The sequence below is a fragment of the Bacillus sp. PAMC26543 genome (assembly GCF_014250375.1).
GTDB lineage: Bacteria > Bacillota > Bacilli > Bacillales > Bacillaceae > Bacillus > Bacillus halotolerans.
In genome coordinates, this window is record NZ_CP060193.1 from 1121153 (window position 1) to 1139258 (window position 18106).

10 protein-coding genes, 21 tRNA genes, 3 rRNA genes and 1 riboswitch are annotated in these 18106 nt (G+C 47.0%); of the genes, 32 read left to right on the plus strand and 2 right to left on the minus strand.

Translation table 11 applies throughout. The features are described from left to right. The first annotated feature begins 99 nt into the window (after positions 1-99). From betB to H7F27_RS05540, 3 genes are all read left to right on the plus strand, one after another. Positions 100-1572: a betaine-aldehyde dehydrogenase gene (betB, locus tag H7F27_RS05530; protein WP_095713946.1), complete on the plus strand. Its 1473-nt coding sequence runs from the start codon at positions 100-102 to the stop codon at positions 1570-1572. A 16-nt stretch (positions 1573-1588) separates the two neighbouring features. Beyond that, positions 1589-2797 carry a choline dehydrogenase gene (gene gbsB, locus H7F27_RS05535; protein WP_095713945.1) on the plus strand — a complete coding sequence of 403 codons (1209 nt, stop codon included), beginning with the start codon at positions 1589-1591 and terminating at the stop codon, positions 2795-2797. An 89-nt stretch (positions 2798-2886) separates the two neighbouring features. Then, the gene (locus tag H7F27_RS05540; protein ID WP_103672561.1) at positions 2887-3465 is read left to right on the plus strand and encodes an MOSC domain-containing protein; all 579 of its coding nucleotides are present in this window, start codon (positions 2887-2889) and stop codon (positions 3463-3465) included. A 5-nt stretch (positions 3466-3470) separates the two neighbouring features. Here the strand turns inward: H7F27_RS05540 and H7F27_RS05545 are convergent, their stop codons facing one another. Beyond that, positions 3471-3959 (minus strand): DinB family protein, encoded by a 489-nt coding sequence (locus H7F27_RS05545; RefSeq protein ID WP_101860055.1) that lies wholly within the window; start codon positions 3957-3959, stop codon positions 3471-3473. A gap of 168 nt (positions 3960-4127) precedes the next feature. Here H7F27_RS05545 and H7F27_RS05550 point away from each other — a divergent pair, with 168 nt between their 5' ends. Genes H7F27_RS05550 through H7F27_RS05560 form a run of 3 tightly spaced genes read left to right on the plus strand, consistent with a single transcriptional unit; the run spans position 4128 to position 6751 of the window. Continuing rightward, entirely contained in the window at positions 4128-4652 is a 525-nt protein-coding gene (locus H7F27_RS05550; RefSeq protein ID WP_101860056.1) for an NfeD family membrane protein, read from the plus strand. Positions 4653-4670: 18 nt separating this feature from the next. Continuing rightward, the gene (gene floT / locus H7F27_RS05555; RefSeq protein ID WP_059292679.1) at positions 4671-6200 is read left to right on the plus strand and encodes a flotillin lipid rafts scaffold protein FloT; all 1530 of its coding nucleotides are present in this window, start codon (positions 4671-4673) and stop codon (positions 6198-6200) included. A 26-nt stretch (positions 6201-6226) separates the two neighbouring features. Beyond that, positions 6227-6751 carry a GNAT family N-acetyltransferase gene (locus tag H7F27_RS05560; protein WP_103672562.1) on the plus strand — a complete coding sequence of 175 codons (525 nt, stop codon included), beginning with the start codon at positions 6227-6229 and terminating at the stop codon, positions 6749-6751. 40 nt (positions 6752-6791) lie between these two features. On the opposite strand, the gene thiT is transcribed toward H7F27_RS05560, so the two are convergent. Continuing rightward, the gene (thiT, locus tag H7F27_RS05565) at positions 6792-7370 is read right to left on the minus strand and encodes an energy-coupled thiamine transporter ThiT (protein WP_024122611.1); all 579 of its coding nucleotides are present in this window, start codon (positions 7368-7370) and stop codon (positions 6792-6794) included. 100 nt (positions 7371-7470) lie between these two features. After that, positions 7471-7572: riboswitch (TPP riboswitch) on the minus strand. Positions 7573-8043: 471 nt separating this feature from the next. Between thiT and H7F27_RS05570 the strand changes: the two genes are divergently transcribed. The 26 genes from H7F27_RS05570 (at position 8044) to H7F27_RS05695 (ending at position 18097) form a co-directional block, all read left to right on the plus strand. Beyond that, positions 8044-9593, plus strand: a 16S ribosomal RNA gene (locus H7F27_RS05570). Positions 9594-9762: 169 nt separating this feature from the next. Beyond that, a 23S ribosomal RNA gene (locus tag H7F27_RS05575) occupies positions 9763-12690 on the plus strand. A 53-nt stretch (positions 12691-12743) separates the two neighbouring features. Continuing rightward, positions 12744-12859: ribosomal RNA gene (rrf, locus tag H7F27_RS05580) — 5S ribosomal RNA — on the plus strand. Together the 16S, 23S and 5S rRNA genes with 21 tRNA genes alongside form the textbook arrangement of a ribosomal RNA operon. 22 nt (positions 12860-12881) lie before the next feature. After that, a tRNA-Val gene (locus H7F27_RS05585) sits at positions 12882-12957 on the plus strand. A 31-nt stretch (positions 12958-12988) separates the two neighbouring features. Next, a tRNA-Thr gene (locus H7F27_RS05590) sits at positions 12989-13064 on the plus strand. 37 nt (positions 13065-13101) lie between these two features. Then, positions 13102-13177: transfer RNA gene (locus H7F27_RS05595), tRNA-Lys, on the plus strand. A gap of 10 nt (positions 13178-13187) precedes the next feature. Continuing rightward, positions 13188-13274, plus strand: a tRNA-Leu gene (locus H7F27_RS05600). A 5-nt stretch (positions 13275-13279) separates the two neighbouring features. Then, a tRNA-Gly gene (locus H7F27_RS05605) sits at positions 13280-13354 on the plus strand. 14 nt (positions 13355-13368) lie between these two features. Further along, positions 13369-13454: transfer RNA gene (locus tag H7F27_RS05610), tRNA-Leu, on the plus strand. 9 nt (positions 13455-13463) lie between these two features. Beyond that, a tRNA-Arg gene (locus H7F27_RS05615) sits at positions 13464-13540 on the plus strand. A 15-nt stretch (positions 13541-13555) separates the two neighbouring features. After that, positions 13556-13632 (plus strand) — tRNA-Pro (locus H7F27_RS05620). Between the two features lie 5 nt (positions 13633-13637). Then, positions 13638-13710: transfer RNA gene (locus tag H7F27_RS05625), tRNA-Ala, on the plus strand. 21 nt (positions 13711-13731) lie between these two features. After that, positions 13732-13808, plus strand: a tRNA-Met gene (locus H7F27_RS05630). Positions 13809-13810: 2 nt separating this feature from the next. Then, positions 13811-13887: transfer RNA gene (locus tag H7F27_RS05635), tRNA-Ile, on the plus strand. 6 nt (positions 13888-13893) lie between these two features. After that, positions 13894-13986, plus strand: a tRNA-Ser gene (locus H7F27_RS05640). Positions 13987-14009: 23 nt separating this feature from the next. Continuing rightward, positions 14010-14086: transfer RNA gene (locus tag H7F27_RS05645), tRNA-Met, on the plus strand. Between the two features lie 54 nt (positions 14087-14140). Continuing rightward, positions 14141-14217 (plus strand) — tRNA-Asp (locus tag H7F27_RS05650). 12 nt (positions 14218-14229) lie between these two features. Further along, a tRNA-Phe gene (locus tag H7F27_RS05655) sits at positions 14230-14305 on the plus strand. 21 nt (positions 14306-14326) lie between these two features. Next, positions 14327-14402 (plus strand) — tRNA-His (locus H7F27_RS05660). 7 nt (positions 14403-14409) lie between these two features. Continuing rightward, positions 14410-14483, plus strand: a tRNA-Gly gene (locus tag H7F27_RS05665). A 15-nt stretch (positions 14484-14498) separates the two neighbouring features. Further along, positions 14499-14575: transfer RNA gene (locus H7F27_RS05670), tRNA-Ile, on the plus strand. Positions 14576-14592: 17 nt separating this feature from the next. Further along, positions 14593-14667, plus strand: a tRNA-Asn gene (locus H7F27_RS05675). Between the two features lie 3 nt (positions 14668-14670). Continuing rightward, positions 14671-14761 (plus strand) — tRNA-Ser (locus H7F27_RS05680). Between the two features lie 4 nt (positions 14762-14765). Then, a tRNA-Glu gene (locus H7F27_RS05685) sits at positions 14766-14837 on the plus strand. Between the two features lie 237 nt (positions 14838-15074). Beyond that, positions 15075-16955 (plus strand): 1,4-alpha-glucan branching enzyme, encoded by a 1881-nt coding sequence (gene glgB, locus H7F27_RS05690; RefSeq protein ID WP_185848689.1) that lies wholly within the window; start codon positions 15075-15077, stop codon positions 16953-16955. Beyond that, positions 16955-18097 carry a glucose-1-phosphate adenylyltransferase gene (locus H7F27_RS05695; RefSeq protein WP_185848690.1) on the plus strand — a complete coding sequence of 381 codons (1143 nt, stop codon included), beginning with the start codon at positions 16955-16957 and terminating at the stop codon, positions 18095-18097. The genes glgB and H7F27_RS05695 overlap by 1 nt, the downstream gene beginning before the upstream one ends. Positions 18098-18106 lie beyond the last annotated feature (9 nt).

Genomic DNA, 18106 nt, shown 5'->3' on the forward strand with positions numbered 1-18106 from the left:
TTAGGGCTTTGACAGTTTAAAAACCATATGTTAGATTAAGGTTGTTAAAAACATTAAATTTTTATTTAACAAACTTTATTTTCGTCAAGGAGGACTTAGATGAGTCAAACATTATACATTGACGGTGAATGGATCAGTGCCGAAAAAGGGCAGGTCCGCAGTATTATTAATCCATTTAATCAAGAAGAAATTGCAACAGTTAGCGAGGGCGGACGTGAGGATGCCGTTAAAGCAATCGCTGCTGCACGAAGAGCTTTTGATGCAGGAGAGTGGCCTTCTCTTTCAGGGCTTGAACGCGGAAAAATAGTTCTGAAAATTGCGGAATTAATCAGACGCGATCTAGACGAGCTGGCCGAGCTCGAATCCCTTGATACGGGAAAAACACTTGAGGAAAGCAAAGCCGATATGGACGATATCGCCAATGTTTTTCAGTATTATGCTGGTCTGGCAGATAAAGATGGAGGAGAGATCATCTCATCTCCAATCCCTGACTCAGAAAGCAAAATCATCAGAGAGCCAATTGGCGTATGCGGACAAATCACGCCGTGGAATTATCCGCTTCTGCAAGCAAGCTGGAAAATCGCCCCGGCTTTAGCGGCAGGCAATACAATTGTCATGAAGCCGAGTGAAATCACACCGCTGACGACAATGAAAGTCTTTAAGCTGATGGAGGAAGCCGGGGTTCCAAAAGGTGTCGCAAACCTTGTGTTGGGACCGGGCGCCACAGTGGGTGACGAGCTTGCTGTAAACAAAGACGTTGACTTGATTTCGTTTACAGGCGGAATTGAAACAGGCAAAAAAATCATGCGGGCGGCAAGCGGCAACGTTAAAAAAATTGCGCTTGAGCTTGGAGGGAAAAATCCAAATATCGTCTTCAAAGACGCAGACCTGGAAGTCGCGGTTGATCAGGCGCTAAACGCCGTATTTTTCCACGCCGGCCAAGTATGCTCCGCCGGGTCCCGATTGCTTGTAGAAGAAGATATTCATGACCGATTTTTAGCAGAGCTTGTCAAGCGGGCGAAACGCATTAAACTCGGAAACGGTTTTCACGAAGAGACAGAAAGCGGTCCGCTTATCTCCGCGGAGCATAGAGCAAAGGTTGAAAAATATGTAGAGATCGGACTGGAAGAAGGTGCAAAACTGGAGACTGGCGGCAAACGTCCGGAAGATCCAGCACTTCAAAACGGTTTTTTCTATGAACCTACCATTTTCTCAAACTGTAAATCTGACATGAGAATTGTTCAGGAAGAAGTATTTGGGCCAGTATTAACAGTCGAAACATTCAGTTCTGAGGAAGAAGTAATCTCACTAGCGAATGATACGATTTACGGATTGGCCGGAGCTGTATGGTCGAAAGATATTGAAAAGTGTGAACGTGTAGCAGCCCGTTTGAGAATGGGAACGGTTTGGATTAACGATTTCCATCCGTACTTTGCGCAGGCGCCATGGGGCGGCTATAAGCAATCCGGGTTCGGACGGGAACTTGGAAAAATAGGGCTTGAAGAGTACACAGAAGTCAAACATGTCTATCGCAACACAAAACCGGCAGCGGTTAATTGGTTCAATTCATAAGAAGGGGAGATTGATTATGACATTAAATATGAAAGTAGAAAGCATGCATAAATTTCACACATTTGAAATTCCGACTGTGATTAAGCACGGAATTGGCGCCGTCAACCATGTAGGAAAAGAAGTAGCTGGACTGGGTGTTTCAAAAGCATTGCTTGTTACAGACCCTGGAATTTATAAAGCCGGCGTCGCAGATCCTGTCATCGAGTCATTAAAAGGGGCAGGCATTGAAGTGGTGCTCTTTAATAAAGTTGAGCCAAACCCTCCTGTACGGCTTGTAAATGAAGGTTCTGAGCTTTACAAAAAAGAGAACTGCAACGGCTTGGTGGCAGTCGGAGGCGGAAGCTCCATGGATACAGCGAAGGCCATCGGGGTAGAAGCGACTCACGAGGGAAGCGTACTTGATTATGAAGCAGCCGAAGGAAAGAAACCGCTGGAGAACCGCATTCCTCCGCTTACGACAATTCCGACAACGGCTGGAACAGGCTCAGAGGTGACGCAATGGGCGGTTATTACAGATGAAGAAAGAGAATTCAAATTTAACACAGGCGGTCCGCTGATTGCTGCGCATTTGACTGTGATTGACCCAGAGCTTCACGTCTCAATGCCGCCGCACGTAACAGCAATGACGGGGATTGATGCTCTCGCTCACGCCATTGAGTGCTACACAATGAAATTTGCGCAGCCGATTACAGACGCAGTGGCGTTGATGGCGATTGAATATGCCGCTCACTATATTAAGAGAGCATTTGCTGACGGAGAAGATCTCGAAGCCAGATACGGAATGGCGCAAGCTGCTATGCTTGCCGGTCTTTCTTACGGCAGTGAATCAGCGGGTGCTGCTCACGCCATGAGCCAAACACTCGGCGGTATCATCCCGGTTGCTCACGGTCAATGTGTAGCGGCAATGATGGGCCCTGTTATGGAATACAACTGGAAGGGCTATCCGGAGAAATTTGCCCGTATCGCAAAAGCGTTCGGCATTGATACAAGCAATATGACAACAGAAGAAGCTGCAAAAGCATCTGTCAACTGGATGTACGATCTTGTGAAAGAGTTAGAAGTACCGACTTTAGAAGAACAAGGGGTATCGCCGGACATGATCGAGCGCTTGTCAAAAGAAGCAATGAAAGATCCGCAAACCTTCGGAAATCCTAGAGATTTAAATGAGAAAGCATATAACTGGATCTACAAACGCTGCTTTAATCTTACGCCAAAAACTGTATAATGCGATGATCCCGCTCCTTTACAGAGCGGGATTTTTTTGGATAATTGAACATAAGTGACAATCCTAGAGATGAAGGACGGTGCAAGCTTATGTGGAAACGCATGACCGCAAAAACGGAAGGCTTATATGTTGCAGATACAGAAAGCTTTGTAACAAAACAAATGGACAAGCTCGATTTTGATTATGGCGGCATTCCCGGCGACTTACATTTCGGCCTGACAAAAAAAGCTGGGGCCCGAGAGCCAATGTTTTCAAGAGGAACAGAAATTTTTAACCGCAGACAAATTTCAATTGTTTCAACAGAAGAATGTGACGAAATTGCTTTGAAAATGGGAGTCCCGAGTATTTTTCCCGAATGGCTCGGTGCAAATGTTGCAATTAGCGGTATACCTGATTTCACAACATTAAAAGAAGGAAGCCGGCTTATATTTCCGAGCGGCGCCGCTTTACTGTGTGAGGGAGAAAATGATCCGTGTATCCAGCCGGGTGAAGTCATCCAGTCTTATTATCCGGACAAGCCAAAGCTTGCATCGGCTTTTGTCCGCCATGCATTGGGGATAAGGGGCATTGTATGTATTGTCGAGAGACCCGGTGCCGTGTATGCGAGTGACGAAATAATCGTTCATTCATACCAGCGGAACATCAAACAAAAAGCAGAAAGAGTCTGAATAAATCAGACTCTTTCTATTTTCTCTTTAATTTCTTTGATCTGGCTGAGGTGGCGTTTTTCGTGATGGCCGATAAATTCGATCCATTGTCTGACGGTCAGCTCTTGAAACAAGGGATGCGGCAATACTCTCTCAAAATCTTCTTCTTTAAGAGAGGCAATAACAGCTGTCAGCTGCTCCCTTACAACATCAAGCTCCCGTTTCATTTGGCTGCCTGAAATAAAATCATGATCCGGTTCAAGATGGGCCGGCGCTTTCCGTTTATTGCTTCTATCCTGGGCGGCCGTAAGCGGTTTTTCCTCAATCTCCTTAACAGGCGCTTCCTTTACTCGTTCTTTCAGCATGTTTTGGGCGGTCATATCAATTTTCTTCAAATGATCAAGAACTTCCCGTATACTCCATTCATCAGAAGAAGGCTTCTGATTCAGCTTTTCATCGGAAAGTCCTTTTACTTCATTCCATGTTTCTAATCTGGCTTCATTAAAGATACTCATCATATCTCCTCCTGAAAAAACATTACCATATATAAGAGCATTTATCATTTATAAAGTGCTTCGCGGGGAAGCATTTATCGAAAAATTTTGAAACCTTTTCCTCTGTATCTCGTATAAAAGGTAACGACGGCCGTCGGTTAAAGTAGCAGCTTAGAAAGGATGAGAAAATTGGAGTTATACGGTATTCCTGTCCAAACGATTTACCTTTACACCCTTATCATAGCCGGAAGCCTCACGCTGCTATTTTTATTTTTCGGAGATGTGTTTGAAGGGCTGTCCGAAGCTATTCCGTTTTTACACCCGACATTGGTGCTCTCATTTTTCACATTTTTCTCCGCATCTGGATATATAGGCGAAACAGTTTTCCCCCTCTCCAGCCTGATTATTGCTCTAATATCCTGTCTTCTTTCAGTGCTGCTGGTGATATTGCTCCATTTATTTGTGCTTGTCCCTTTATCATCGGCAGAAGAATCATTGACTTATCGAGAAGATGATCTTAGAGGCAGACTCGGAAAAGTCATAACCGCTGTTCCGGTTGATGGATTTGGAGAAGTACTGATTGAAGGGATAGGCGGTACGATTTCAAAATCAGCGATCAGCTTTGAAAATGAACAGATCAGTTACGGAACAGTCGTCTTAGTTGTGGATGTCAAAAACGGAGTTCTTTCAGTTACTCCGCATGAACCTTTATAAAACAAGGAGGAATGTCATATGACAATGCCGATTATCATCGTCATCGCAGTTGTATTCTTTTTACTCATCGCACTTATAGCGGTATTTATTACAAAATATCGTACGGCAGGGCCTGATGAAGCGTTAATTGTTACAGGAAGTTATCTTGGAAATAAAAATGTTCACGTTGATGAGGGAGGCAACCGCCTGAAGATTGTTCGCGGAGGGGGAACATTTGTTCTTCCGGTTTTTCAGCAGGCTGAGCCGCTAAGTCTGTTATCAAGCAAACTCGATGTATCGACACCTGAAGTGTATACCGAGCAAGGTGTGCCTGTAATGGCAGACGGAACTGCAATTATTAAAATCGGCGGCTCTATTGGAGAAATCGCCACAGCAGCCGAACAATTTTTAGGAAAGTCAAAAGAAGACCGTGAGCAGGAGGCCCGTGAGGTACTGGAAGGCCACCTCCGTTCCATTCTCGGGTCTATGACAGTAGAAGAAATTTATAAAAACCGCGAAAAATTCTCTCAAGAAGTGCAGCGTGTCGCTTCACAGGATCTTGCGAAGATGGGTCTTGTGATTGTCTCCTTTACCATTAAAGATGTCCGTGATAAAAACGGCTATCTTGAATCACTAGGTAAACCGAGAATTGCGCAGGTAAAACGTGATGCTGACATTGCAACCGCAGAGGCCGATAAAGAAACAAGAATTAAGAGGGCGGAAGCCGATAAAGAAGCCAAAAAATCAGAGCTTGAACGAGCGACGGAAATTGCCGAAGCTGAAAAAATCAATCAGCTTAAAATGGCTGAATACCGGCGAGATCAAGATACAGCAAAAGCCAACGCTGACCAGGCATACGATTTGGAAACAGCCAAAGCACGCCAGCAGGTGACTGAGCAGGAAATGCAGGTCAAGATTATAGAACGCCAAAAACAAATTGAATTAGAAGAAAAAGAAATTCTCCGCCGTGAACGCCAGTATGATTCTGAAGTGAAGAAAAAAGCCGATGCAGACCGCTATTCAGTTGAGCAATCTGCCGCTGCTGAAAAAGCCAAACAGCTAGCCCAAGCCGATGCCAAGAAATACAGCATAGAAGCGATGGCGAAGGCTGAAGCTGAAAGGGTCAGAATTGACGGCCTTGCAAAAGCAGAAGCTGAAAAAGCAAAAGGTGAGACAGAGGCCGAGGTTATTCGCTTAAAAGGTCTTGCTGAAGCGGAAGCGAAAGAAAAAATTGCCGCTGCCTTTGAGCAGTACGGTCAGGCTGCGATTTTCGATATGATTGTCAAAATGCTTCCGGAATACGCGAAACAGGTATCAGCACCGCTTTCAAATATTGATAAGATCACCGTTGTTGATACAGGAGGAAACGGTGATTCAAGCGGCGCCAACAAAGTCACAAGCTATGCGACAAATTTAATGTCCAGTCTGCAAGAAAGCTTAAAAGCGTCTTCGGGAATCGACGTAAAAGAAATGATTGAGAACTTTTCAGGAAAAGGCAACATCAAACAGAGCATCAACGAACTGACAAATGAATTAAAAGAAACAAAACCTGTTCAAAAATCTGAATAACCATTGCGGAAAGGATTAGAGAATGAATGGTGACTATAAGAGAAGCACGACTAGATGATATAAAGGCAATCGCAAAAGTGCATGTTGACAGCTGGGTGACAACATACAGCGGCATTGTCTCCGCTGAATACTTAAATGGTTTGAACTACAAGGATTTTGAATCCAAATGGAAAAGCCGTTCATTAAAGGGGGTCTTTGTAGCAGAAGATGAAGAAGGTTCAGTATTCGGCTTTGCATCTTTTGGTCCAATTCGTTCAGAGCAGAGCGGCTATGACGGAGAGTTGTATGCCATTTACCTTTTAGAAGAAAAACAGCGGCAAGGTGCAGGCAGAGCGCTTTTGACAAAGGGAACAGATTTTTTGCTTGATCAGGGCTTTACGAGCATGTTTGTTTGGGTCGTAGAGGAGAATCCTTCGATTACATTTTATCAGTCGTTTTCACCTGAAAGAGCAGCCGAGGATAGTTTTGAAATCGCAGGAGAAAGCATGAAAGAAGTAGGGTTCGGCTGGCCGAATCTTGCTTCATTAAAAAATCTGCTTAACGGAAGATAAAAAACAACCCCCAGCGGAACGGCCGCTGGGGGTTGTTAGATTAAGCTTTTTCAGTTTTCAGCAAGCGCGGAGCTGTCATGAACAATAAACAAAGGACAATCGCACAGATAATGAATGACGGAACCATATAAGTAGCATTATAAGTTAATGAGTAGATCCATACCGGCGTTCCTTTTGGTGCAAAGCTGCCGAAAAATACAGCCCCTGAAATCACGTGTGCAGCATAACGCAGAAAACTGCCGATAAAAACTGCGCAAATAATTGATACGATCAATTTCCCTTTTGCTCTTGATAAGGCGGATTTGCGGACAGCGGAAGCGAAAAAGCCGCTTATGCCGACAGCGGCGAACGCTGCAATGTAATCAAGCAACAGCTGAACAGGGTGCTGAAGAAATAGATTTCCGATCGCAATTTGAACGAGACCTGTCAATAGACCGGTGGTAAGCCCCGCTTTAACTCCCCAGCGAAAAGAAATCAAAAAAATCGGAATCATCATGATGGATACCGACCCTCCTTGAGGCATACGGAGGAACATTCCGGAAACGATGTCTAAAATGACAGCAGCAGCAGTCATGATTGCAATTTCAATAAGACGTACCAGTTGTCTTGATTGAGCCATAAAAATCCCCTTCCATCGATAGACAATCCAAAAGGACAACAAAAAAGCAGCACGCGGAAGGATGAGGAAAGTTCCACGCACTGCTTTACAATCTGCAATTCATTTGACTTTGCCACATCCCTACGCCAGCGTTAACTAACAGGTTCAAAGGGTCAGAACGAAACCGCTCACTCTCAGCTTTTATGCTCCCCTTGTGGTCATCGGATATTTAGTTCGTTTCTACTATACAAGAAAAAGGTTAAAACAACAAGATGACATTGCCTGTAGTAAATGTTCTTTAATAGATAAATGTTTTATAAAGCATTACAAGTTAGATAGAATAAAGATGATTACAGTTTTATTGTTTTATAGATTTTTTTAAAAAACTATTGCAATAAATAATTATAGGTGTTATATTATTAAACGTCGCTGATGAACAGCAGACAAAACAAGAAGCTTTAAACAACTTTTAAAAAAGTTGTTGACAATTAAGAAGTTGAGTGTTATATTAGTAAAGCTGCTTCATTGAGAGTGGTGATGATCTTTGAAAACTAAACAAGACAAAACGTACCTGTTAATTCAAGTTTTATTATAAATCGCACAGCAATGTGCGTAGTCAGTCAAACTGAGGTCTGCACGATGCAGATCACGCAGATGTTGCCACAGGATGTGGTGAACTTAATCTGCGATCCATTTATCGGAGAGTTTGATCCTGGCTCAGGACGAACGCTGGCGGCGTGCCTAATACATGCAAGTCGAGCGGACAGATGGGAGCTTGCTCCCTGATGTTAGCGGCGGACGGGTGAGTAACACGTGGGTAACCTGCCTGTAAGACTGGGATAACTCCGGGAAACCGGGGCTAATACCGGATGCTTGTTTGAACCGCATGGTTCAAACATAAAAGGTGGCTTCGGCTACCACTTACAGATGGACCCGCGGCGCATTAGCTAGTTGGTGAGGTAATGGCTCACCAAGGCAACGATGCGTAGCCGACCTGAGAGGGTGATCGGCCACACTGGGACTGAGACACGGCCCAGACTCCTACGGGAGGCAGCAGTAGGGAATCTTCCGCAATGGACGAAAGTCTGACGGAGCAACGCCGCGTGAGTGATGAAGGTTTTCGGATCGTAAAGCTCTGTTGTTAGGGAAGAACAAGTACCGTTCGAATAGGGCGGCACCTTGACGGTACCTAACCAGAAAGCCACGGCTAACTACGTGCCAGCAGCCGCGGTAATACGTAGGTGGCAAGCGTTGTCCGGAATTATTGGGCGTAAAGGGCTCGCAGGCGGTTCCTTAAGTCTGATGTGAAAGCCCCCGGCTCAACCGGGGAGGGTCATTGGAAACTGGGGAACTTGAGTGCAGAAGAGGAGAGTGGAATTCCACGTGTAGCGGTGAAATGCGTAGAGATGTGGAGGAACACCAGTGGCGAAGGCGACTCTCTGGTCTGTAACTGACGCTGAGGAGCGAAAGCGTGGGGAGCGAACAGGATTAGATACCCTGGTAGTCCACGCCGTAAACGATGAGTGCTAAGTGTTAGGGGGTTTCCGCCCCTTAGTGCTGCAGCTAACGCATTAAGCACTCCGCCTGGGGAGTACGGTCGCAAGACTGAAACTCAAAGGAATTGACGGGGGCCCGCACAAGCGGTGGAGCATGTGGTTTAATTCGAAGCAACGCGAAGAACCTTACCAGGTCTTGACATCCTCTGACAATCCTAGAGATAGGACGTCCCCTTCGGGGGCAGAGTGACAGGTGGTGCATGGTTGTCGTCAGCTCGTGTCGTGAGATGTTGGGTTAAGTCCCGCAACGAGCGCAACCCTTGATCTTAGTTGCCAGCATTCAGTTGGGCACTCTAAGGTGACTGCCGGTGACAAACCGGAGGAAGGTGGGGATGACGTCAAATCATCATGCCCCTTATGACCTGGGCTACACACGTGCTACAATGGACAGAACAAAGGGCAGCGAAACCGCGAGGTTAAGCCAATCCCACAAATCTGTTCTCAGTTCGGATCGCAGTCTGCAACTCGACTGCGTGAAGCTGGAATCGCTAGTAATCGCGGATCAGCATGCCGCGGTGAATACGTTCCCGGGCCTTGTACACACCGCCCGTCACACCACGAGAGTTTGTAACACCCGAAGTCGGTGAGGTAACCTTTATGGAGCCAGCCGCCGAAGGTGGGACAGATGATTGGGGTGAAGTCGTAACAAGGTAGCCGTATCGGAAGGTGCGGCTGGATCACCTCCTTTCTAAGGATATTTACGGAATATAAGACCTTGGGTCTTATAAACAGAACGTTCCCTGTCTTGTTTAGTTTTGAAGGATCATTCCTTCGAAACGTGTTCTTTGAAAACTAGATAACAGTAGACATCACATTCAATTAGTAACACAAGATATCACATAGTGATTCTTTTTAACGGTTAAGTTAGAAAGGGCGCACGGTGGATGCCTTGGCACTAGGAGCCGATGAAGGACGGGACGAACACCGATATGCTTCGGGGAGCTGTAAGCAAGCTTTGATCCGGAGATTTCCGAATGGGGAAACCCACCACTCGTAATGGAGTGGTATCCATATCTGAATTCATAGGATATGAGAAGGCAGACCCGGGGAACTGAAACATCTAAGTACCCGGAGGAAGAGAAAGCAAATGCGATTCCCTGAGTAGCGGCGAGCGAAACGGGATTAGCCCAAACCAAGAGGCTTGCCTCTTGGGGTTGTAGGACACTCTATACGGAGTTACAAAGGAACGAGGTAGATGAAGAGGTCTGGAAAGGCCCGCCATAGAAGGTAACAGCCCTGTAGTCAAAACTTCGTTCTCTCCAGAGTGGATCCTGAGTACGGCGGAACACGTGAAATTCCGTCGGAATCCGGGAGGACCATCTCCCAAGGCTAAATACTCCCTAGTGACCGATAGTGAACCAGTACCGTGAGGGAAAGGTGAAAAGCACCCCGGAAGGGGAGTGAAAGAGATCCTGAAACCGTGTGCCTACAAGTAGTCAGAGCCCGTTAACGGGTGATGGCGTGCCTTTTGTAGAATGAACCGGCGAGTTACGATCCCGTGCAAGGTTAAGCAGAAGATGCGGAGCCGCAGCGAAAGCGAGTCTGAATAGGGCGCATGAGTACGTGGTCGTAGACCCGAAACCAGGTGATCTACCCATGTCCAGGGTGAAGTTCAGGTAACACTGAATGGAGGCCCGAACCCACGCACGTTGAAAAGTGCGGGGATGAGGTGTGGGTAGGGGTGAAATGCCAATCGAACCTGGAGATAGCTGGTTCTCTCCGAAATAGCTTTAGGGCTAGCCTCAAGGTAAGAGTCTTGGAGGTAGAGCACTGATTGGACTAGGGGCCCCTACCGGGTTACCGAATTCAGTCAAACTCCGAATGCCAATGACTTATCCTTGGGAGTCAGACTGCGAGTGATAAGATCCGTAGTCGAAAGGGAAACAGCCCAGACCGCCAGCTAAGGTCCCAAAGTATACGTTAAGTGGAAAAGGATGTGGAGTTGCTTAGACAACCAGGATGTTGGCTTAGAAGCAGCCACCATTTAAAGAGTGCGTAATAGCTCACTGGTCGAGTGACTCTGCGCCGAAAATGTACCGGGGCTAAACGTATCACCGAAGCTGCGGACTGTTCTTCGAACAGTGGTAGGAGAGCGTTCTAAGGGCTGTGAAGCCAGACCGGAAGGACTGGTGGAGCGCTTAGAAGTGAGAATGCCGGTATGAGTAGCGAAAGAGGGGTGAGAATCCCCTCCACCGAATGCCTAAGGTTTCCTGAGGAAGGCTCGTCCGCTCAGGGTTAGTCGGGACCTAAGCCGAGGCCGAAAGGCGTAGGCGATGGACAACAGGTTGATATTCCTGTACCACCTCCTCACCATTTGAGCAATGGGGGGACGCAGGAGGATAGGGTAAGCGCGGTATTGGATATCCGCGTCCAAGCAGTTAGGCTGGGAAATAGGCAAATCCGTTTCCCATAAGGCTGAGCTGTGATGGCGAGCGAAATATAGTAGCGAAGTTCCTGATTCCACACTGCCAAGAAAAGCCTCTAGCGAGGTGAGAGGTGCCCGTACCGCAAACCGACACAGGTAGGCGAGGAGAGAATCCTAAGGTGATCGAGAGAACTCTCGTTAAGGAACTCGGCAAAATGACCCCGTAACTTCGGGAGAAGGGGTGCTCTGTTAGGGTGCAAGCCCGAGAGAGCCGCAGTGAATAGGCCCAGGCGACTGTTTAGCAAAAACACAGGTCTCTGCGAAGCCGTAAGGCGAAGTATAGGGGCTGACGCCTGCCCGGTGCTGGAAGGTTAAGAGGAGCGCTTAGCGTAAGCGAAGGTGCGAATTGAAGCCCCAGTAAACGGCGGCCGTAACTATAACGGTCCTAAGGTAGCGAAATTCCTTGTCGGGTAAGTTCCGACCCGCACGAAAGGCGCAACGATCTGGGCACTGTCTCAACGAGAGACTCGGTGAAATTATAGTACCTGTGAAGATGCAGGTTACCCGCGACAGGACGGAAAGACCCCGTGGAGCTTTACTGCAGCCTGATATTGAATGTTGGTACAGCTTGTACAGGATAGGTAGGAGCCTTGGAAACCGGAGCGCCAGCTTCGGTGGAGGCATCGGTGGGATACTACCCTGGCTGTATTGACCTTCTAACCCGCCGCCCTTATCGGGCGGGGAGACAGTGTCAGGTGGGCAGTTTGACTGGGGCGGTCGCCTCCTAAAAGGTAACGGAGGCGCCCAAAGGTTCCCTCAGAATGGTTGGAAATCATTCGCAGAGTGTAAAGGCACAAGGGAGCTTGACTGCGAGACCTACAAGTCGAGCAGGGACGAAAGTCGGGCTTAGTGATCCGGTGGTTCCGCATGGAAGGGCCATCGCTCAACGGATAAAAGCTACCCCGGGGATAACAGGCTTATCTCCCCCAAGAGTCCACATCGACGGGGAGGTTTGGCACCTCGATGTCGGCTCATCGCATCCTGGGGCTGTAGTCGGTCCCAAGGGTTGGGCTGTTCGCCCATTAAAGCGGTACGCGAGCTGGGTTCAGAACGTCGTGAGACAGTTCGGTCCCTATCCGTCGCGGGCGCAGGAAATTTGAGAGGAGCTGTCCTTAGTACGAGAGGACCGGGATGGACGCACCGCTGGTGTACCAGTTGTTCTGCCAAGGGCATCGCTGGGTAGCTATGTGCGGACGGGATAAGTGCTGAAAGCATCTAAGCATGAAGCCCCCCTCAAGATGAGATTTCCCATTCCGCAAGGAAGTAAGATCCCTGAAAGATGATCAGGTTGATAGGTCTGAGGTGGAAGTGTGGCGACACATGGAGCTGACAGATACTAATCGATCGAGGACTTAACCTAATTTCTAATGATGTCACATCTGTTATCTAGTTTTGAGAGAACACTCTCAATTGTTTGGTGGCGATAGCGAAGAGGTCACACCCGTTCCCATGCCGAACACGGAAGTTAAGCTCTTCAGCGCCGATGGTAGTCGGGGGTTTCCCCCTGTGAGAGTAGGACGCCGCCAAGCAATTGCACGTTAGTGCAATTATGGAGGATTAGCTCAGCTGGGAGAGCATCTGCCTTACAAGCAGAGGGTCGGCGGTTCGAGCCCGTCATCCTCCACCATTTTAACTATACATAATATGTTTACATATGAGCCGGTGTAGCTCAATTGGTAGAGCAACTGACTTGTAATCAGTAGGTTGGGGGTTCAAGTCCTCTTGCCGGCACCACTTTTATATGATATAATATTCAAGTCTCTTGTAAGAAGAGCCATTAGCTCAGTTGGTAGAGCATCTGACTTTTAATCAGAGGGTCGAAGGTTCGAGTCCTTCATGGCTCACCATTTATACGTTGCGGATGTGGCGGAATTGGCAGACGCGCTAGAATCAGGCTCTAGTGTCTTTACAGACGTGGGGGTTCAAGTCCCTTCATCCGCACCATTTCTGCGGAAGTAGTTCAGTGGTAGAACACCACCTTGCCAAGGTGGGGGTCGCGGGTTCGAATCCCGTCTTCCGCTCCAACTATACCATCCACGCCGGGGTGGTGGAATTGGCAGACACACAGGACTTAAAATCCTGCGGTAGGTGACTACCGTGCCGGTTCAAGTCCGGCCCTCGGCATTATAATTTGCGCCCGTAGCTCAATTGGATAGAGCGTTTGACTACGGATCAAAAGGTTAGGGGTTCGACTCCTCTCGGGCGCGCCATGATCTACATGAAATCGGGAAGTAGCTCAGCTTGGTAGAGCACATGGTTTGGGACCATGGGGTCGCAGGTTCGAATCCTGTCTTCCCGACCATTCTTGGGGCCTTAGCTCAGCTGGGAGAGCGCCTGCTTTGCACGCAGGAGGTCAGCGGTTCGATCCCGCTAGGCTCCACTTGATTTCAATATATGATTTGGCGGTGTAGCTCAGCTGGCTAGAGCGTACGGTTCATACCCGTGAGGTCGGGGGTTCGATCCCCTCCGCCGCTACCAAAGGACCTTTAGCTCAGTTGGTTAGAGCAGACGGCTCATAACCGTCCGGTCGTAGGTTCGAGTCCTACAAGGTCCACCACAATACGGAGGAATACCCAAGTCTGGCTGAAGGGATCGGTCTTGAAAACCGACAGGGGTGTCAAAGCCCGCGGGGGTTCGAATCCCTCTTCCTCCGCCATATATATTCTTGCATTTTATCATCGCGGGGTGGAGCAGTTCGGTAGCTCGTCGGGCTCATAACCCGAAGGTCGCAGGTTCAAATCCTGCCCCCGCAACCAAACAAATATATCCTTTTAAATAAGAAGCGCCCGATGGGTGCAACTAATTAAAATGGTCCGGTAGTTCAGTTGGTTAGAATGCCTGCCTGTCACGCAGGAGGTCGCGGGTTCGAGTCCCGTCCGGACCGCCATTTAAATAATAAGGCTCGGTAGCTCAGTTGGTAGAGCAACGGACTGAAAATCCGTGTGTCGGCGGTTCGATTCCGTCCCGAGCCACCATTTACAAATATATATATTTTGGCGGTTGTGGCGAAGTGGTTAACGCACCAGATTGTGGCTCTGGCATTCGTGGGTTCGATTCCCATCAATCGCCCCAAAAAATTGCGGGTGTAGTTTAGTGGTAAAACCTCAGCCTTCCAAGCTGATGTCGTGGGTTCGATTCCCATCACCCGCTCCATTTCTATATCGTCATGGGCCTGTAGCTCAGCTGGTTAGAGCGCACGCCTGATAAGCGTGAGGTCGATGGTTCGAGTCCATTCAGGCCCACCATACCATGACTTTTACGTTCCACAGTAGCTCAGTGGTAGAGCTATCGGCTGTTAACCGATCGGTCGCAGGTTCGAATCCTGCCTGTGGAGCCATATGGAGAAGTACTCAAGTGGCTGAAGAGGCGCCCCTGCTAAGGGTGTAGGTCGTGTAAGCGGCGCGAGGGTTCAAATCCCTCCTTCTCCGCCATGACGGCCCGTTGGTCAAGCGGTTAAGACACCGCCCTTTCACGGCGGTAACACGGGTTCGAATCCCGTACGGGTCATCCTGAAACCTTGCATATCCTGCAAGGTTTTTTTGTTTTTTAAAACTATATGATATGCGTCTGATTTTGTTTTTTATTCTATATCAAATTTACAACAAAAAACTCCATATCTTTTGTTTTTCTTCAGAAAATGAAGTTTTATGTCAATAAATATAAGCGCTTTCTAGAAAGGGCTTTTTTTTATTTCTACGAATAAATAATATAAATGAAAACTATGATGTCAGAAAGGATGATTACATGGCCGCTGCCAGCCCAACAGCACATGATGTTTATCTTTTTCACGAAGGCAGTCTGTTTAAAAGCTATCAGCTGTTTGGCTCGCATTATCGCGAGCTGAATGGCCAAAGCGGGTATGAATTTTGTGTGTGGGCGCCTCATGCGTCAGAAGTTCGAGTGGCTGGAGATTTTAACAGCTGGTCAGGTGAGCTTCATGTTATGCAGAAAGTTAATGATCATGGCATTTGGACGTTATTTGTTCCAGGTTTGAAAGAAAAGGAACGATATAAGTATGAAATCGTGACAAATAGCGGAAAGACCATGCTGAAGGCAGACCCGTATGCTTTTTATTCAGAAGTAAGACCGAATACGGCGTCTCTTACTTACGATCTTGCAGGGTACAGCTGGAATGATCAAAAGTGGCAGAAGAAGCAAAAAGCTAAAACGATATATGAAAAGCCGGTTTTTATTTATGAGCTTCATCTTGGTTCATGGAAGAAGCATCCCGATGGCACGCTTTACTCCTATGAAGAATTAGGCCAGTCTCTTATTCCTTATATCAAAGAGCAGGGATTTACCCATATCGAGCTGCTGCCCGTTTATGAACATCCTTATGATCGCTCTTGGGGTTATCAAGCAACGGGGTATTACAGCCCGACAAGCCGATTTGGCACGCCACATGATCTGATGAGATTTGTTGATGAATGCCATCAGGCTAACATCGGCGTCATACTTGATTGGGTCCCCGGACATTTTTGTAAAGATTCGCATGGACTTTATATGTTTGATGGAGCGCCTCTTTACGAATATCAAAAAGAGCGTGACAGGGAGAACTGTCTGTGGGGCACCGCTAACTTTGATTTAGGAAAACCGGAAGTTCATAGTTTTTTAATTTCTAATGCGTTGTACTGGGCGGAATTCTATCATATAGATGGTTTTAGGGTCGATGCCGTGGCTAATATGCTGTATTGGCCAAATCAGGATGAACGCCATACGAATCTCTATGCAGTTGAATTTTTAAAAAAGCTAAATCAAACAATGCGGGAGGCATATCCGCATGTCATGATGATAGCGGAAGATTCCACCGAATGGCCTCAAGTAACAGGTCCTGTTGAGGAAGGGGGACTCGGCTTTCATTTTAAATGGAATATGGGCTGGATGAATGATGTGCTGAAATATATGGAGACGCCTGCTGAACAAAGGCGGCACTGCCATCAGCTTGTGTCTTTTTCCTTGCTTTATGCGTTTAGTGAACATTTTGTATTGCCATTTTCTCATGATGAAGTCGTGTATGGAAAAAAATCACTTCTTCACAAAATGCCTGGCGACTATTGGCAGAAGTTTGCCCAATATCGGCTTTTACTCGGTTATATGACGGCTCATCCCGGAAAAAAACTCATTTTTATGGGATCGGAATTTGCCCAATTCGATGAATGGAAAGATACAGAACAGCTTGATTGGTTTTTGAACTCCTTCCCCATGCATCAAAAAGCAAGTGTTTTTACTCAAGATCTTCTCCGCTTTTATCAAAAAAGCAAAATCCTTTATGAAAATGACCATCGTGCTCAGTCATTTGAATGGATTGATGTCCACAATGAGGAGCAATCAATCTTTTCTTTTATTCGGTATGGCAGACGGCACGGTGAGGCGCTTATCATCTTATGTAATTTTACACCCTCGGTCTATCATCAATACGATGTTGGCGTTCCCTTTCTTACCCAATATATCGAAGTGTTGAACAGTGACAATGAAAAATATGGGGGCTCAGGTCAATTGAATAAAAAGCCATTGGCAGCTAAAGCTGGAGCTGTTCATCACAAACCGTGCTATATCACAATGACAATCCCCCCTTATGGCATTTCGATTATGCGGGCGGTGAAAAAAAGAGGAGAGATAAATTAATGAAAAAACAATGTGTGGCTATGCTCCTTGCCGGCGGGAAGGGCAGCCGTCTCAGCGGATTAACAAAAAATATGGCAAAACCGGCCGTATCTTTTGGGGGGAAATACAGGATTATTGATTTTACACTCAGCAACTGCTCGAATTCAGGCATAGACACAGTAGGCATATTAACGCAATATCAGCCGCTGGAGCTGAATTCCTATATTGGCATCGGCAGTGCATGGGACCTTGACAGGCACAATGGCGGCGTTACGGTATTGCCTCCTTATGCCGAGTCATCCGAAGTGAAATGGTATAAAGGGACGGCAAGCGCAATTTATGAGAATCTCAATTACCTGAACCAGTACGATCCTGAGTATGTGCTGATCTTATCAGGCGATCACATTTATAAAATGGACTACGGCAAAATGCTTGATTTTCATATTGAAAAGAAAGCGGATGTGACCATCTCCGTGATTGAAGTGGGATGGGAAGAAGCGAGCCGATTCGGCATCATGAAGACAAATGAAGACGGGATCATCACACATTTTGATGAAAAGCCTAAATTTCCAAAGAGCAATTTGGCATCCATGGGTATTTATATTTTCAATTGGCCGCTCTTGAAGCAATACCTTGAGATGGATGACCGGAATCCGTATTCAAGCCATGATTTCGGCAAAGACATTATTCCTTTGCTTTTGGAGGAGAAAAAGAAGCTTTCCGCTTATCCGTTTAAAGGATATTGGAAGGATGTCGGCACAGTGCAGAGCTTATGGGAAGCCAATATGGATTTGCTGAAAGACCAGTCTGAGCTGAGGCTGTTTGAACGCAATTGGAAGATTTACTCTGTCAATCCGAATCAGCCTCCGCAATTTATTTCGTCTGAGGCGCAGGTTCATGACTCACTTGTGAATGAGGGGTGTGTTGTTTATGGGAATGTGTCTCACTCCGTTCTATTTCAAGGTGTCACCGTCGGTAAGCACGCAACGGTCAAGCGTTCAGTGATTATGCCGGATGTGACAATTGGTGAGCATGTCGTGATTGAGAATGCTATCGTGCCCAAGGGCTTAATGCTTCCGGATGGCGCAGTGATTAAATCTGAAAAAGACATTCAGGAGGTGTTGCTTGTTTCGGAGGAATTTGTAGAGAAAGAATTGATTTAATGACTGAAG